We start from the raw sequence: 15,116 nt of genomic DNA, 5'->3' as shown, positions 1-15,116 counted from the left end.
CAGAGCTTTCGTTTGTCGGCGCCAACGCCTACTTGTTGAAAGTGGGCGTTAGTAGAACCCCAGCAAGACGATACATCGATAGCTTTCACGATCAAAGTTATAGCCCGAGCCCTAGCGGGGCGACACCGAAGCTAGGTGTTGCCCCACTAGGGCTCGGGTCGTTCTTGCGTAATTTTTCTTCTACTATTCTGCCCTGCTGGGGCTGCCGTCAATAGCCCTAAGTCCTAGAAACCTAGCGCAGAAACATTCGCTGCATGGCTTGCCAGAGCAGCTTCTTGCGGCTGTTATCTTCTTCAATTAGCTCAATCTCCGCGGCCGGCAAATAGGCGACGTCGTTGACCAGCAATACCGGTTCGTAAAGCTGCGTTTTGTAGACGGCTACATCAAGCAGGTTTTTTCCGAAACCAATAATTTGCTTGGCGGCCAACGTTTGGCGTAAGGTGCTGAGTGCTACCGGTAAATGTGACTCCACATTAATCAGTACTACATCTTCTACAATCAGCCGAATAGCTTTTAGAACGTTGTTTAGGAACACGTTCTTGGGCAAGCGCTGAAACCGCACCGGATCTAAGCGCACCAGAATGATCAGTCCATTTGGATTGCTGCCGAGGGTAGAAAATGGCGTGCTAGCTACCGGCGAAGAGGTGGCGGTAGGTTGGCGTGGAGCACTGGGCACCGGCGCTGGCGGAGGCGTGGGCACTGGTGAAGGTTCGGGCGCTTGCTTTGGCGCCGGCGTTGGGCTCGACTGTAGGTTCAAGCCGGCTAGCGAGGGTAGCTTGCTTGGCGCTGGTGGTACGACCGGTGGAGTTGGTTTTGGAGTAGGAGCCGCAACTGTTGCCACAGGGCTAGGTTGCGGGGTGGCTACAACTGGTAGCGGAACAATGGGCGGCACGGCCGCTGCTACCACAGGCGCAACCGGAGCCAATAACTCCGTAGCCGGCTCTTCTACCACGTAGAGCGACGTGTTAGTGTAGAACGTTGAGAAAAAGGCTAAAGCGGCCTGCTGATCCACGGAATACAGAGTTTATTCGAGTTCAAAAAGAGCTTTTAGCTCGTTGGCGTCGCGGGGATGTAGCCGTCCGGCGAGCACTAGGCGCAACTGACGCCGACGTAATGCACCTTCGTATAAGTTGACTTCGTTCTCAGTTTCCGGAACGGCCTCTGGCACATCAATCGGGCGGCCCGACTGATCCACGGCCACGAAGGTAAAGAACGCCTCGTTCGACTTGAACTTGGTGCCATTAGGCACATCCTCCGACCAGGCCTCAATGTGCACTTCCATCGACGAGCTGAACGCCCGTGTAACTTGCGCCTGCAAAGTAATTACGCTACCTAGCTTGATGCCTGCCTGAAAGGACACGTTATCCACGGAAGCCGTAACGACAATGCGGTTGGAATGGCGTTGGGCGGAAATAGCGGCAGCAATGTCCATCAGGTGCATCATGCGGCCGCCCATCAGGTTGTTGAGCGTATTGGTATCGTTGGGCAGCACCAACTCGGTCATAATTACGAACGAGTCTTTAACGGGCTTCTGTTTGCGCATTCAGGTGAGAGTTATTCAGCAGAGAAAAGAGAGGCAAAGATAGGGGAGTTCGGTTTCAGAGAATCGTCTTCTAAAAAGTACTAAGCCGGTAGCAATTAGGAGTAGCTCGTCCAGTTGTATCATATTGGGTGAGCTCTGGTAACACTTGTTGCGTCAATCAGCTTCTCCGTAAAATAGCGTTTTAAGGCACTAGGATGTCCCAAAAAGTATAGTGCAATTCGTTGTCTGTCCATTGCGCAACAGTTGGATCATTAGTTCACTTGGTTCCTGTTCAACCCACAAGAAGAACGCTAGTCTATAGCCGCTGCCATCTTTGCATATACTGACAGTGCCTCGTAAGCAGAAGCTGGCGGAGTAGTTAAATGGCCAGGATATAAACGAACTGCTTCAGCAACTCAAGAGGCTTGTAGCCGATCTTGATGAAAGCTCAGATCAATGACGGCTTGATAGTCTTCAGCAAATCAACACATTACTTGATTGATGAACTAAGATGAAGGTGCTGCATCGCATCGTTCCGAAAAGTTTGAGCGTGTTCAGTAGCCTCACCCTTGCCACCCTGCTTTCCCCAGCAGCGGTACGAAGCGAAACTCCTCAAACACTTCCCGCGAAAACTCCGTCTCGGTTTCGCGCACTACGCGCATCATACGCTGCACCTGCGCATCGCCAACCGGAATAACCAACGCCCCGCCAACACGCAACTGGTGCAGCAGCGTTCGGGGAATGTTGGGCGAGCCGGCCGTAACCAGGATCTTGTCGAAAGGAGCGTGGTTGGGCAGGCCCAAGGAACCGTCGCCGCAGAAGAGGTGGGCCGACTGGTGCATGCCAGCTAACCGGCGCCCGGCGCGCTCAAACAGGACCGGTTGGTACTCAATGCTGTAGACGTGAGGCGTAAGCTGAAGCAACACACAACACTGGTAGCCCGAACCCGTCCCGATTTCTAGCACCCGCTCGTGCCGAGCTAGGTCCAGCAGTTGGGTTTGGTAAGCCACTGTGTAGGGCTGGGAAATGGTCTGACCTTCCCCGATAGGAAACGCTTTGTCCTGGTAAGCGTGCTCTTGAAAAGCAGATTCAAAAAACAAATGGCGCGGTACGGTAGCCAGAGCGGCCAGCACCCGCTCGTCGTGGATGCCTTTGCGGCGAAGCTCGGCCACCAACGTGCGCCGCAACCCGCGGTGGCGGTAACTATCAGCGTGCATGTGGGAAGAGTGGAAAGGGCATTGTCGGGTTCCGGTTTATTGCCCTACCTTTGCGACGGTGCAAGGCGGACGAAAAAGGCCCGCAGCGCAGCACCAGCCGCGAAATTACGGCTTCCATCTCACAAATCAACTTGCCTGCCGGGAGTAGCCGGCCGGGCTGCTACCACCCTTGATCCGTACCTTCCAAAAACTGAAGCTAATAGGCGCCGATTTCGGAGCGGCGCTGTTGGCCTGGATTTGCTTCTTTTTGCTGCGCAAGTACTTGCTCAGCGAATTAATGGACGGGTACCACTTCACGGAAAGCGCCTTCTTCTTCCTGGCGGGCTCGTCCGTGATGATTGCGGTGTTCTGGACGGTGCTGTACGTGCTGATCGGGGAGTACCAGAATATTTTCCGCAAGTCGCGCCTAGCGGAAATCATTCGGCTAGGTCGGGTTTCGGCAATCGGCGCCATCATCATTTTCTTTGTCCTGCTGCTGGATGACGAGGGTGTGAAGAATTACCAGCTTTATTATAAGACCATTACGGCTTATTTTCTGCTGCACTTCTCCATCACGGCTATTTTGCGCACCTGGGCTGTTTCGAGCGTACAGAAACTAGTGTACAGGGGCGACATTTCCTTTAATACGCTGCTAGTGGGCTCCAATGCCCTGGCCCGCGACACCTACCACGAACTACAGCGCACTGGACGCCACCTCGGGCTGAAGCTCATCGGCTTCGCGCCTGTCGGTGACACCGTCGACCCGGAGCTAGCGGCGGAGCTGCCGGCGCGTGGGTCTTACCTACGGCTCCCCGCCCTGATTCGGGTGCTGAAAATTGAGCAGGTCGTCATTAGCATCGAGCCCAGTGAGCACCGCATGATCCAGGAGATCTTAACCTTGCTCGAAGGCACACCCGTGCGCGTAAGTATTCTGCCGGACTTGTATCAGATGCTGCTAGGGTCGGTGAAGGTGAACCATTTGTTTGGAACTCCACTCATCGAGATTAAGCATGATTTGTTACCTCTGTGGCAAGAAGTCACCAAGCGGGTCTTCGACGTGGTGCTGTCGGCGCTGTTTCTGGTTTTCGCCTGGCCTGTCTATGCCTTCACGGCCATCATGGTGAAGCTTTCCTCGCCGGGGCCGGTGTTCTACTCGCAAGAGCGCATTGGACGGCACGGTGTGCCTTTTCGCATCGTTAAGTTTCGCTCGATGTACGTGGATGCTGAGCAAATGGGACCTGCCCTCAGCTCCGACCACGATCCGCGCATTACTTCGTGGGGCCGCTTTATGCGTAAGGTCCGGCTCGATGAATTGCCGCAGTTCTGGAACGTGCTAAAGGGTGACATGAGCCTTGTTGGTCCGCGCCCCGAGCGGCAGTTCTTCATCGACCAGATTGTGAAAGTAGCGCCTCATTATCGCCACCTGCACCGGGTGCGCCCCGGCCTTACGAGCCTAGGTCAGGTGAAATACGGCTACGCCGAGACCGTCCCGCAGATGGTGGAGCGCCTCAAGTTCGACATTCTCTACATCGAGAACATGAGCCTGGCCATGGACTTCCGCGTGTTCCTTTACACGCTGAAAATTATTTTGGAAGGAAGAGGAAAATAGTCATTTACCATCTACCATTTAGCTTCTAACAGTTGTTGTGTTTCCACAAGGAGCAGAAGCCTGTCAGAATTGTTAAATGGTAACTGTTAACTATTAACTGAAAAATGTTCACCGGAATTATAGAAGCCCTAGGTACCGTAACGGACGTGCGCACTGAGGGTACCAACCGCCACTTTACCATTGCTTCGCCTTTCGCGGCGGAGCTGCAAATCGACCAGAGTGTGGCGCATAATGGTGTGTGCCTGACAGTCGTAGCCGTTGACGAAGCGGCTGGAACGCACGTGGTGACGGCTATCGACGAGACGTTGCAGAAAACTAATCTAGGTCATTGGGCGCCCGGCAAGCGCGTGAACTTGGAGCGTTGCCTCTCGGCCAATGGCCGTTTCGATGGGCACATCGTGCAAGGCCACGTCGACCTGACGGCCGTGTGCCAAAGCGTAGAAGATCAAAACGGCAGCTGGCTCTATAGCTTCCGTTATGAGCCGGGCCCCGGTCGCGTGACGGTGGAGAAAGGTTCGATCTGCATCAACGGCACCAGCCTCACCTGCTTCAATAGCACCGACGATAGCTTCTCGGTCGCCATCATTCCCTACACCTACGAGCACACCACCTTCCAGGACCTAGCTCCCGGCGACACGGTGAATTTGGAATTTGATATCGTAGGTAAGTACGTGGCAAAATTGTTGGGTAAATAGCTAAACTGATTGGCAGGAGTTGCGTAGCAAGTAGAAGATCAACTTGTTACTGCCATGTCTAAGTCTAAGCGAGAACTAATCGAGCCCACGCCCGGCGACAAGCGCTACGTGCGGCGCAATGCCCGCGGCCAATTTACTAGCGAAGTAGACCTACACCGCTCTCTCTCGGGCGACGACCGGGTTAACTCTAAGATAACCAGCAAACCAGGCCAGGGTGACCGGGGAGATGGGCACACGGGCGGGCGTAAACCCACGCGCTAACGTATGTCGACTACAGGAAAGCCGCTGCTACGCTACGTAACAGCGGCTTTCTTGTGAATACTTAGCTCAAGTTTGAGTCTGTATCTTTTCAGATGCCAACTAACGTCGATGGGTATTCTAATTTATTACCTCGGCGGATGAAGAGAACAAAACAGGCGCCTTATCGGAAGCCAGTTTCTGCGCAGAGGCTGTTGTAGCTTGCCGAAGCAGGCGAAGAATAGACTGCGTTTCCAGAGTCGTTGGAGCTACGAAATAGAACCTAGGTTCTTGCCGTGCGTGGATTCCACAAGGTTAGGCCACCACCGAGCGGCCCCAAGGCGGTAGAGAGTAGCCGAAAACCAAGCTAGCAAGCTGCCCAATGTGGCGCCAGCTAGCACGTCGGAGGGGTAGTGGGCAGCGAGGTACATGCGGCTGTACGACACCAGAATAGCCCATACCAGCAATAGCACATTCGCTACCCAATAACGGCGTGGCAACACAAGCCACAGGAATACGACCAGCGCAAAAGAATTCGCTGCGTGCGACGACAAAAAGCCAAACTGCCCACCGCAGCCGTTCGCTAAGTTCAGTGAGGCCGATAGCATGGGGTCGTGGCAGGGGCGCAGCCGGGCGAAATATGGCTTAAAGAACCGGCTTGATATAGCGTCGGCTAGGCCCACACTTACACCCAGCAGCGGCAGCAGTAGCAGCGCCCGTTGCCGGTAAAAGTAGCTGAGCACTATTAGGATAACAAAGTACGCTGGAAACCAAACGAAGCGCTCTGAGAAAAACACCATCCACTTATCCAGCAGCGGTGAATGATGGTTGTTGGCAGCTACTAAGAGCCAGCGGTCCAGGGCTTTTAACGACTCAATCAAGGGTAGTGAAATTCTCGGCGGGTAAGGTAGCCCAGTTCACGCCTTTGCGTAGCCAGGCTAGGGTGGTCGCCTCGGGCGAGCCGGGCGCGGGCTGAAGGTTGTAATGCCACTCGCAGCGCGGGGGCAGGCTCATCAGGATACTCTCGGTGCGCCCGCCGGTCTCTAAGCCAAAGCGCGTGCCACGGTCAAATGCTAGGTTAAACTCGGCGTAGCGGGCGCGCCGTACCAACTGCCATTTCTCCTCCGCTTCTCCAAAAGGAAGGGCTTGATTTTGGCGCATCAGCTCCGTATAAATCGGCCCAAATGCGTCGCCCACGTCCCGCACGAAGGCAAATAGCTGCTCGGCAGTTCCTTCTTTGCCAACGGTCAGGCGGTCGAAGAAGATGCCGCCCACGCCGCGGGTTTCCTGGCGATGGGGCAAGAAGAAGTAGTCGTCGGCCCACGCCTTGAAGCGTGGGTAATAGCCAGAATCATGGCGCGCGCACACCGCTTGCAACTGCTCATGGAACCAGCGAGCCTGCCGCTCGTCCACGTAGATGGGCGTCAGGTCGATGCCGCCGCCAAACCACGCTTCCCCGTTGCCGGCCTCGAAGTAGCGCACATTCATATGAACGATTGGCACGCGAGGGCTACGCGGGTGCATCACCACCGACACGCCCGTGGCGAAGAATGCCGGGTTAGGCATCAGCAGCACCTTGGCCGCTTGGGCGCTCATCTCGCCGTGCACAGCCGAAAAACCTACGCCGCCTTTCTCCAGCACGGCGCCGCCTTCCAGCACGCGTGAGGTACCGCCACCGCCACCGGGCCGCTCCCACACATCGGCCTGAAAGCTAGCTTGGCCATCGGCCGCCTCTAGCTGGGCGCACAAGCGACGCTGAAAATCACGCATCCAGTCTTCAACGGTAGCACGCAGGCCAGAAGCAGGAGCGAGGGAAGGCGAGGAGGTAGGGTATTCCACGGCGGGGCTAGTAGGTGTTATGGGAAAGTGCGCGAGCTAAGAGCAACGAAGTTAGGCCAGCATCCAAAAAGACGCAGTACGAACGTTGTAGGGCTCCAAGCCACCCGGTATTAACCGCTCACGCACCGAAGCAGCGTGGCAAGTACCCGCAAAATTACGCAGAAAACGCCGCTGCTCGCTGATAATAGCGGGGAAGCCGTAAATTCGTTCCGTTCTATTTCCGTCGATGTCCACCCCATCTAATCCTCCTTTCGAGTCCAGTTTTACGCCGCAGCCTGCTGCCCGACTCGCCGAAGCACCCGACCGCAACACACTCCTGCGGGCTTATCGCCTCATGCGCACGGCCGCCGAGCTAGCTCATCTTTATGAAGAGAATAAGGCCGTTACGGGCCGCTACGTGCACGCCACCGCCCGGGGCCACGAGGCCATTCAGCTAGCCGCGGCTTTTCACCTGCGCCCCACCGACTACGCCGCGCCCTACTACCGCGACGATGCCTTGCTGCTGGGCCTTGGCCTGACGCCTTACGAGCTCATGCTTCAGCTTATGGCCAAGGGCAATGATCCTTTTTCCGGCGGCCGCACCTACTACGGCCACCCTGCGTTGCGCCGTTCTGGCTTTCCTCTCATTCCGCACCAAAGCTCCGCCACGGGTATGCAAGCCATTCCGGCCACGGGCATGGCGCACGGACTGAAGTATTTGGAAAGCCAGGGGCTGAGAAGTGTTGGGCTGGAAACGCTAAATGCTGAGTTGGATCTTACCTCAAATGCGACACCTAATCATTCACTTAGCGCTTCCTATTCAGCGCCTGCCACTTCCCCCGTGGTGCTGTGTTCCATCGGCGACGGGGCCATGACGGAGGGAGAGGTGTCGGAGGCCTTGCAGATGGCGGTGCTGCATCAGTTGCCCATCATTTATTTGGTGCAGGATAATGACTGGGGTATTTCGGCCACGAGCCGCGAGATGCGCGCCATGGATGCGTATGAGTTTGCTGCGGGGTTCAAAGGCCTGCACCGCTTGCGCGTGGATGGGGCCGACTTCAACAATAGCTACGTGGTACTGGCCAAGGCCTTCGAGTACGTGCGCCGCACCCGTGGACCGGTGCTCGTGCACGCCAAGTGCCCGCTGCTCGGCCACCACACCAGCGGCGTGCGCCGCGAGTGGTACCGCGGCGACAACCTAGCTGCCCACGTGCTGCTCGATCCGCTGCCGCGCCTGCACCAGCATCTGCTGCACCTAGGTATCAGCGAAGCCGAACTGCAACAGCTGACGGAGGAAGTGCGGGCGTTAGTAGCGACCGACTTCCAACGCGCCCAAGCCGCGCCCGGCCCTGACCCTGCCACCTTCGCCGACCACGAGTTTGCCCCGCCCGCCGTTACCGAAGAAGCCGGGGAGCGCACCCCTAATGGCGCGGCGAAAGTGCTCATGGTGGATGCCGCCCTGCACGCCGTGGATGAGATCTTAAGTGAATTTCCAGAGGCGTTGCTCTACGGTCAGGATGTGGGTGGTGAGCTAGGAGGAGTGTTCCGCGAAGCTGCTTTGCTGGCTAAGAAGTACGGCGACACCCGCGTGTTCAACACGCCCATTCAGGAAGCGTACATCGTGGGTTCGACGGCGGGCATGTCGGCGGTGGGAGCCAAGGCCATCGTGGAAATTCAGTTTGCCGATTATATCTGGCCGGGCTTGAACCAGTTGGTGGAAGAACTGAGCAAATCGTGCTACCTAACCAACGGGCAATTTCCGGTGCAGTCCTTGATCCGGGTGCCAGTTGGCGCTTATGGCGGCGGCGGGCCCTACCATTCGGGCTCGGTAGAGAGCACATTGCTCACGATTCGGGGCATTAAGGTGGTATACCCCAGCAACGCCGCCGACATGAAAGGCCTGTTGCGGGCGGCGTTCCTCGACCCAAACCCCGTGGTGCTGCTGGAGCATAAAGGGTTGTATTGGAGCAAAGTACCGGGCACGGAAGACGCCAAAACCATCGAGCCGGCGGCTGGCTACGTGATTCCTCTGGGCAAGGCTGCCATTGCTCAAGCTGCCGACCCAGAGCAACTCCGTCGCGGTGCTACCTGCGTGGTGATTACTTACGGAATGGGCGTCTACTGGGCCAAAACGGCTAGCCGGGCTTTTGCCGGACAAGTGGAGGTTCTGGACTTGCGTACCCTCAACCCGCTCGACTTCGACGCGGTGGAAATGGCTGTACGCATTCACAGCAAAGTGCTGGTGCTCACCGAGGAGCCACTCATGAACTCTTTTGCCGAGTCGCTGGCCGGCCGCATTCAGCGCACTTGCTTCTGGGAACTCGATGCGCCCGTGTTCATGCTTGGGGCAGCCAACCTGCCTGCCATTGCCCTCAACGTTGACCTAGAGCGCCAAATGTTGCCCACAGCTGAAAAAGTAGCTGCCGCCTTGGACGAGCTGTTAAAGTTTTGATAGGTAACTAGCTAATGGCTGACTTGTTGAATAGCTAAATGGTGCGCTAGGAATAGAGCTCAACCATTTAGCTATTCAACAAGTCAGCCATTCAACCTAGAATGGATACCCAATACCTAGGTTGAAAGCCGTGGGGGAGTCCTGGTTGATGTTGTTGGGGTTGCCGCTACGCAAGCTGAACTTACGCAATACCCAGTTGCTGCCTTCGGCGGAGGGGTCGTAGACCTTGGTGGCAATATCCAAGCGCAGAATCAGGAAGGTGAAATCCAGGCGAATGCCGATGCCGGAGCCCACGGCAAACTGCTTGTAGAACTGATTGATCTTGAATTCGGCGCCTTGCCGAAACTCGTTTTTCTGCAAGCTCCACACGTTGCCGAAGTCCGTGAAAAGCGCGCCCTTAATGAAGCTATACACCGGGAACCGGTACTCAAGGTTCCCTTCTAGCAAGACCTCACCAGGCTGCTCTACGTTGTAGTTGCGAAGCAGCACCGACTGTCCATCTTGCTCTACGTTGTACTTGGTCGCATAACTGCCCGGACCTAGGCGTCGGGGCCGCCAAGCGCGTACACTGGAAGCACCGCCGGCAAAAAAGTATTTGTCGTAGGGAATGATGTACTGCTGAATCTTTGTGGTTTCACCTGTTTCCGGATTAGTGCGGTCAACAGTTGTGCTGCTCAGCGCGTGCGCAACGCCCCCGTTGAAGCGATACACGAAGAAGGATTGCGGAGCTAGCTTTATATAACGTCGGTAATCGACGGCCAGCCGCGCGAAGTTGTACACCTGAATATTCCGGTCGTTGAGTATTCCTTGATACAAGGACCGCGTTAATCCTCCTATTTCTGCAAAGAGGCGGTAGTAGCGGGCATCGCGCGTTTGGTTGAAGTCGTTGGAGTTGTAGAGTGAGGTAGCGTTCATACTCGGTACGAACTGCTGCGTGAAGCTACGGATAAGCGGGCTGCCGGTCAGGGCCAGCGAATCAAGTTGCTTCTGAAAATAAGGTGCAATCCGGCTGGCGTTGACCAAGCTCAAATCGACTGGGGTCAGCACGTATTGATGGTAGGCGGAGCGCTGCCAGATATAATCGTAGGTGCCCTCCAGGTTGGTGCGCGTGTACTCGGGGCGCCGCACGTAGGTATAGGTGCCGTTGAAGCGCGTTTTCGGGTTGTAGCGCGTCAGGTAGCGGTTCGGTTGCCACGGCACCAGGAATTGTGGCAGAATCAGGCTGACGTTTGCTCCTAGCTGCGTCGTTAGAACGGGGCTGCCAGTAAGGCGGTTATATTGGCCCTCGAAACCTGCCCTGACCCCTAGCTCTAGTACCTCTGCTCCCCCAAACACGTTACGAATCTTGAGGCGAACGTTCGTAAATGGCCCTAGCAAGGTCGATACGTACGTAGCGCCTAGCTCTGTCGTTTCCTGGTACTTTTTCGTCGGGGAGGCATTGATAAACGCATCAAGCTGCCGAGTGGTGGTGTCGCCTTCGGTGGTGCGTACCCGGCGGTAGCTCACCGTGTTGAAGCGGAAAATGTCGAGGTCGGCGAGCTGACGCTGGGTAAGAATGGTATTCTGAAGATTATAGCGCTGGTTGGGCCGAATCGCAAGCTTGCGGTCCAAGACCTTCGTGCTAAAGCGGTGCTTGTAAGCTAGGTAGCGCACCGAGTCGCGCACAATCGTGTCGCGCGTAACGCCGAAGCGTGTAACCCCGGCATCCGTCAGGAAGTTAACGTCGCGGATCGTATAGATATGGTGGGGCTCATTCGGGCCGGGATTAGTAATGAACGTGCGTAGGCGCACCGTGCCAGGCGTATAGCTGGTATCGGCTTCTAGGGTGATGTATTGGGAGCGAAAATCGTAGTAGCCCGAGTTCTTGAGTAACGTTTCGAGGCGGGAGCGCTCCTGCCCAATTACTTCCTCGTTGTAGCGGTCGTGCAGGCGCAGCAGCGAGGCCGCCTGATTGGCCAGCACGAGGTGGGCCACCGCCGAATCGGCAATGTCGTAGTCGAGGCGCTCGTAGGTGAAGGGTTTCCCTTCCGTTACGTGCAGCGTAACCGTTACCTGTCGATCTTCCACGGTATCGGTGGCCGATACGTGGCTGCGAAAAAAGCCTTGTGATTTTAGAAAAGTGCTGATTTGCTGCACTGTAGCGCGCGTGCGGGCGGTGTCGTATACCACTGGGGCCTCCCCAATACGCATAATGGCGTTGCCCTTGTCCAAGGCGAGCTGGTGGCGCTGCACGTGTTGCTCGCGCTTGGTCAGCAGCTTGCCAACCTTCACCGAATCGGGGCGGGCAGCCTGAATTTTAGCGTCGAACTTGCGCTGGTCTTTGTTGATCTCCCGGCGAATACGAACCGAGTCGTAGAACAGCGTACCAAACTGGTAGATACCTAGCTTGGGCAGCGGAAACTTGGAATTAGGCTTCTGCTGGTACAGGGCTTCGAGGCGTTCCTCACTGGCTTGCTTCACGCCTTCCAGCTTGACTTTGCTCAGCAAGTTCTGCCCCGGCCGAAGCAGGCGAATAGGCGAGCAGCCGACCAGCAACACCAAGGCCAGCCCGGTGAGAAGCCCGCGCCAGTCTGCCTGGGAAGAAATAACCCGCGCCCAACGGATCGAAAAAGGCAAGTTTGGTTTCAAAAGGAGTAGCGAAATACGTGCGCGTGCTGTACCGGCAATGGCACAGGCTCCGACCCGGCGTTTTTCTGCTGAACGCAGCAAGCGCGCTGGGCAGGTGCTAAGTTCCGAGATTTTGTTGAACCCTGCCGCAATACTCTTGCCAGGTGAGCCATGAACTTTCGAGGAGTAAAGCCCCTAGGGTAGTGCAATGGTTATATAGCGTATATTAGGCAGGGCGGCTGGCTAAACGATAGTCAGCGCGATGCCTTGCTCTTCCAGCCGTTTTGCGTCTTGGTCGGCAATGCCTTTGTCGGTAATGACGCGGTGAATCTGATCCAGGCCACAAATACGACCGAAGCCACGCTTGCCAAACTTAGAAGAGTCGGCCAACACGATCGTTTCTTGGGCCGCGCGCATCATGGCCTGGTTTAGGCGAGCCTCGCTGATGTTGGTAGTCGTCAGGCCAAAGTCTAGGTCGAGACCATCCACGCCCAAAAATAACTTGCTGCACGACACATCGGCCAGCACCTGCTCGGCGTGGGGGCCAGTGACGGAAGACGAGCTATGGCGCAGATAACCACCTAGCTGCATTACTTCAATCTCGGGGCGCTGCACGAGTTCCAGTCCCACATTGAGCGCCGAGGTAATGACCGTCAGGGGTAAGTGCGGTGGAATAGCCCGGGCCAGCGCAACCAGCGTAGTGCCTGAGGCCATAATGACGGCCTCTTGCGCGCCGAGTAGCTGCGCCGCCGCGTGCGCAATACCTAGCTTTTCCTCCACGTTGAGTCGCTCTTTCTCATTCACCGGCCGATCCTTGATATACGGATTTTCGAGGGCCGCGCCGCCGTGGGTGCGGAAAAGCAAGCCTTTCTCTTCCAGCAGCCTCAGGTCCTTTCGAATCGTGACGGCCGAGACATTCAGCGCCTCGCAGAGGTCTGGAACTTCTACGTGCTTTTGCTCCTGCAAGCGCTGCAGAATGAGTTGGTGCCGTTTCATGCTAGGAGGATTCATCGGGTAAAAGTATCCAATTCGGCTTTGCCAACACCACTTTACACCTGGCCTATAGTTACTAGAGGTGCATGGAACTAAGCAGCGAGACACTCTTCCGCACGAAACCTGGTGCGAAACAATACGAAACTTATCAGGTGGAGTACCTCCTTCCTAAGAAACATCATTCCATCGTTGTATAATCTTCTAAGTGAGTATTAAGCAGTAGAAAGTGAAAAAAGCAAAATGAAACTTGTTTCGTTTAGTTTCGTTTTACATCTTTATAACAGCAAATGAAATTAATTAAAACAGATTAACGCTATGCGCAACGATAAGCCAACCGTTTCCTTTCGCCGCGAAGCTCTTTTGCAGCAGTTGGAAAGCCAGTTCACGTGGGATCTGATCGTGATTGGGGGCGGCGCAACGGGCCTAGGGGTAGCGCTGGACGCCATCAGCCGGGGCTACAAGACGCTGCTGTTGGAGCAAGTTGACTATGCCAAGGGTACTTCTAGCCGCAGCACCAAGCTGGTGCATGGCGGGGTGCGCTACCTAGCTCAGGGCGACATTGCCTTGGTGCGCGAAGCCTTGTATGAGCGCGGCTTGCTTCTCAAAAATGCGCCACACTTAGTTAAAAACCAAGACTTTATCATTCCGAACTACGAGTGGTGGGGCGGGGCATTCTATACCATTGGCCTCACCATGTACGATTTGCTGGCGGGCAAGCTAAGCCTAGGTTCCTCCGTGCATCTGAGTAAAAAAGAAACCGTGCAGCGCCTCCGCAACATCAAAACGGAAGGGCTCAAAGGGGGCGTGCTCTACCACGATGGACAGTTCGATGATGCGCGCCTAGCCATCAACCTTGCCCAAACGGCCATCGAACAGGGTGGCACGCTGCTCAACCATTTCGACGTACGGGGCTTGCTGAAGGATGCGCACGGCAACATTTCGGGCGTACGAGCGGCCGACCAGGAAACCGGCATCACCTACGAACTGCCCGCCAAAGCAATCGTGAATGCTACTGGTATTTTTGTCGATGAAATCCTGCAGATGGATAAGCCCGGTGCCAAGAAGCTGGTGCGACCAAGCCAGGGCGTGCATATTGTGCTCGACAAGTCCTTTTTGCCCGGCGACGACGCTATCATGATTCCAAAGACCGACGACGGTCGGGTGCTCTTCGCCGTGCCGTGGCACAACCGCGTGGTGCTCGGTACCACCGACACGCCCCTGAACGAGCACAGCCAGGAGCCGAAAGCCTTGGAAGAGGAAATCGAGTTCATCCTGCGCACGGCTGCTCGTTACCTCACCCGTGCCCCGAAGCGTAGCGATGCGCTCAGCATTTTCGCTGGCTTGCGCCCGTTGGCGGCACCACAGGGCGATTCGGCCAAAACCAAGGAGATTTCGCGCAGCCACAAGATTCTGGTTTCGGAAGCAGGGCTCATCACCATCACTGGCGGCAAATGGACCACCTACCGCCGCATGGGCCAAGACACGGTTGATAAGGCTATTGCCCTCGGGAAACTGCCTGCGGCGACAAGCCAAACGGCTCACCTAGCTATCCACGGCGCCCAAGAAACCACCGACCGCAGCAACCACCTCTACGTGTACGGCACCGATCAGCCCGCTTTGCAGCAACTCATGGCCGCCCAGCCGGAGCTAGCCGAGAAGCTAGATGAATCGTTGGAGTTCCTGAAGGCCGAAGTGGTGTGGGCGGCCCGCTACGAAATGGCCCGCACCGTGGAAGACGTGTTAGCGCGCCGGGTACGGGTGCTGTTTCTGGATGCCGAAGCTGCTATTCGGATGGCTCCAGAGGTAGCCGCATTGCTCGCGCAGGAGCTAGGCCACGATGCCCGTTGGGAGCAGGAACAAGTGACGCAGTTTCGCGCTTTGGCGCAAAACTACTTACTCCAGCCGCAGCCCCAACCTGTCCTCGTCACAGAAAAAGCGTAGCCGCTTTTTCTTCCGTGTATATTACCGCAAACGTTTTAGTTTTAAG

General features: G+C 56.2%; 12 protein-coding genes. 5 read left to right on the top strand and 7 right to left on the bottom strand.

The window, feature by feature from the left end; all coding sequences use genetic code 11:
- Positions 1–232: 232 nt before the first annotated feature.
- The 3 genes from BXP70_RS09060 to BXP70_RS09050 form a co-directional block, all read right to left on the bottom strand.
- The gene (locus tag BXP70_RS09060) at positions 233–1,012 is read right to left on the bottom strand and encodes a hypothetical protein (protein ID WP_086593701.1); all 780 of its coding nucleotides are present in this window, start codon (positions 1,010–1,012) and stop codon (positions 233–235) included.
- Positions 1,013–1,024: 12 nt separating this feature from the next.
- Positions 1,025–1,543, bottom strand: a complete 519-nt coding sequence (locus BXP70_RS09055; protein WP_086593700.1) for an acyl-CoA thioesterase — start codon at positions 1,541–1,543, stop codon at positions 1,025–1,027.
- Between the two features lie 542 nt (positions 1,544–2,085).
- The gene (locus BXP70_RS09050) at positions 2,086–2,739 is read right to left on the bottom strand and encodes a protein-L-isoaspartate(D-aspartate) O-methyltransferase (protein ID WP_086593699.1); all 654 of its coding nucleotides are present in this window, start codon (positions 2,737–2,739) and stop codon (positions 2,086–2,088) included.
- A gap of 169 nt (positions 2,740–2,908) precedes the next feature.
- Here BXP70_RS09050 and BXP70_RS09045 point away from each other — a divergent pair, with 169 nt between their 5' ends.
- The 3 genes from BXP70_RS09045 to BXP70_RS09035 all read left to right on the top strand — a co-directional run bounded on the left by BXP70_RS09045 (position 2,909) and on the right by BXP70_RS09035 (position 5,283).
- Positions 2,909–4,327: a sugar transferase gene (locus BXP70_RS09045; protein WP_245849571.1), complete on the top strand. Its 1,419-nt coding sequence runs from the start codon at positions 2,909–2,911 to the stop codon at positions 4,325–4,327.
- A 104-nt stretch (positions 4,328–4,431) separates the two neighbouring features.
- Complete coding sequence (locus BXP70_RS09040) at positions 4,432–5,022, top strand: riboflavin synthase (RefSeq protein ID WP_086593698.1); 591 nt, start codon at positions 4,432–4,434, stop codon at positions 5,020–5,022.
- 54 nt (positions 5,023–5,076) lie between these two features.
- Complete coding sequence (locus tag BXP70_RS09035; protein WP_086593697.1) at positions 5,077–5,283, top strand: hypothetical protein; 207 nt, start codon at positions 5,077–5,079, stop codon at positions 5,281–5,283.
- A 245-nt stretch (positions 5,284–5,528) separates the two neighbouring features.
- Here the strand turns inward: BXP70_RS09035 and BXP70_RS09030 are convergent, their stop codons facing one another.
- On the bottom strand, positions 5,529–6,140 hold the full coding sequence (locus tag BXP70_RS09030; protein WP_086593696.1) for a phosphatase PAP2 family protein: 612 nt from the start codon (positions 6,138–6,140) through the stop codon (positions 5,529–5,531).
- Positions 6,133–7,098 carry an oxygen-dependent coproporphyrinogen oxidase gene (gene hemF, locus BXP70_RS09025; RefSeq protein ID WP_394334981.1) on the bottom strand — a complete coding sequence of 322 codons (966 nt, stop codon included), beginning with the start codon at positions 7,096–7,098 and terminating at the stop codon, positions 6,133–6,135. Before hemF ends, BXP70_RS09030 begins: the two co-directional genes overlap by 8 nt.
- A 226-nt stretch (positions 7,099–7,324) precedes the next feature.
- Here hemF and BXP70_RS09020 point away from each other — a divergent pair, with 226 nt between their 5' ends.
- Entirely contained in the window at positions 7,325–9,529 is a 2,205-nt protein-coding gene (locus BXP70_RS09020) for an alpha-ketoacid dehydrogenase subunit alpha/beta (RefSeq protein ID WP_086593694.1), read from the top strand.
- A gap of 96 nt (positions 9,530–9,625) precedes the next feature.
- On the opposite strand, the gene tamL is transcribed toward BXP70_RS09020, so the two are convergent.
- Positions 9,626–12,157 carry a translocation and assembly module lipoprotein TamL gene (gene tamL / locus BXP70_RS09015; RefSeq protein ID WP_086593693.1) on the bottom strand — a complete coding sequence of 844 codons (2,532 nt, stop codon included), beginning with the start codon at positions 12,155–12,157 and terminating at the stop codon, positions 9,626–9,628.
- A 222-nt stretch (positions 12,158–12,379) separates the two neighbouring features.
- Entirely contained in the window at positions 12,380–13,147 is a 768-nt protein-coding gene (locus BXP70_RS09010) for a DeoR/GlpR family DNA-binding transcription regulator (RefSeq protein WP_245849569.1), read from the bottom strand.
- A gap of 297 nt (positions 13,148–13,444) precedes the next feature.
- On the opposite strand from BXP70_RS09010, the gene BXP70_RS09005 reads away from it, so the two are divergent.
- Complete coding sequence (locus BXP70_RS09005) at positions 13,445–15,070, top strand: glycerol-3-phosphate dehydrogenase/oxidase (RefSeq protein ID WP_086593691.1); 1,626 nt, start codon at positions 13,445–13,447, stop codon at positions 15,068–15,070.
- Positions 15,071–15,116: the final 46 nt, after the last annotated feature.

The sequence above is a fragment of the Hymenobacter crusticola genome (assembly GCF_002154225.1).
Taxonomy (GTDB): Bacteria; Bacteroidota; Bacteroidia; order Cytophagales; family Hymenobacteraceae; genus Hymenobacter; species Hymenobacter crusticola.
This window is presented reverse-complemented; position numbering and strand designations above follow the sequence as displayed.

What these genes read in the sequence shown, in the direction of transcription:
- BXP70_RS09055 (WP_086593700.1), bottom strand. Translation starts at nt 1,543, where the DNA reads ATGCGCAAACAGAAGCCCGTTAAAGACTCGTTCGTAATTATGACCGAG.
- BXP70_RS09050 (WP_086593699.1), bottom strand. Translation starts at nt 2,739, where the DNA reads ATGCACGCTGATAGTTACCGCCACCGCGGGTTGCGGCGCACGTTGGTG.
- BXP70_RS09040 (WP_086593698.1), top strand. Translation starts at nt 4,432, where the DNA reads ATGTTCACCGGAATTATAGAAGCCCTAGGTACCGTAACGGACGTGCGC.
- BXP70_RS09035 (WP_086593697.1), top strand. Translation starts at nt 5,077, where the DNA reads ATGTCTAAGTCTAAGCGAGAACTAATCGAGCCCACGCCCGGCGACAAG.
- BXP70_RS09020 (WP_086593694.1), top strand. Translation starts at nt 7,325, where the DNA reads ATGTCCACCCCATCTAATCCTCCTTTCGAGTCCAGTTTTACGCCGCAG.
- BXP70_RS09010 (WP_245849569.1), bottom strand. Translation starts at nt 13,147, where the DNA reads ATGAATCCTCCTAGCATGAAACGGCACCAACTCATTCTGCAGCGCTTG.
- BXP70_RS09005 (WP_086593691.1), top strand. Translation starts at nt 13,445, where the DNA reads ATGCGCAACGATAAGCCAACCGTTTCCTTTCGCCGCGAAGCTCTTTTG.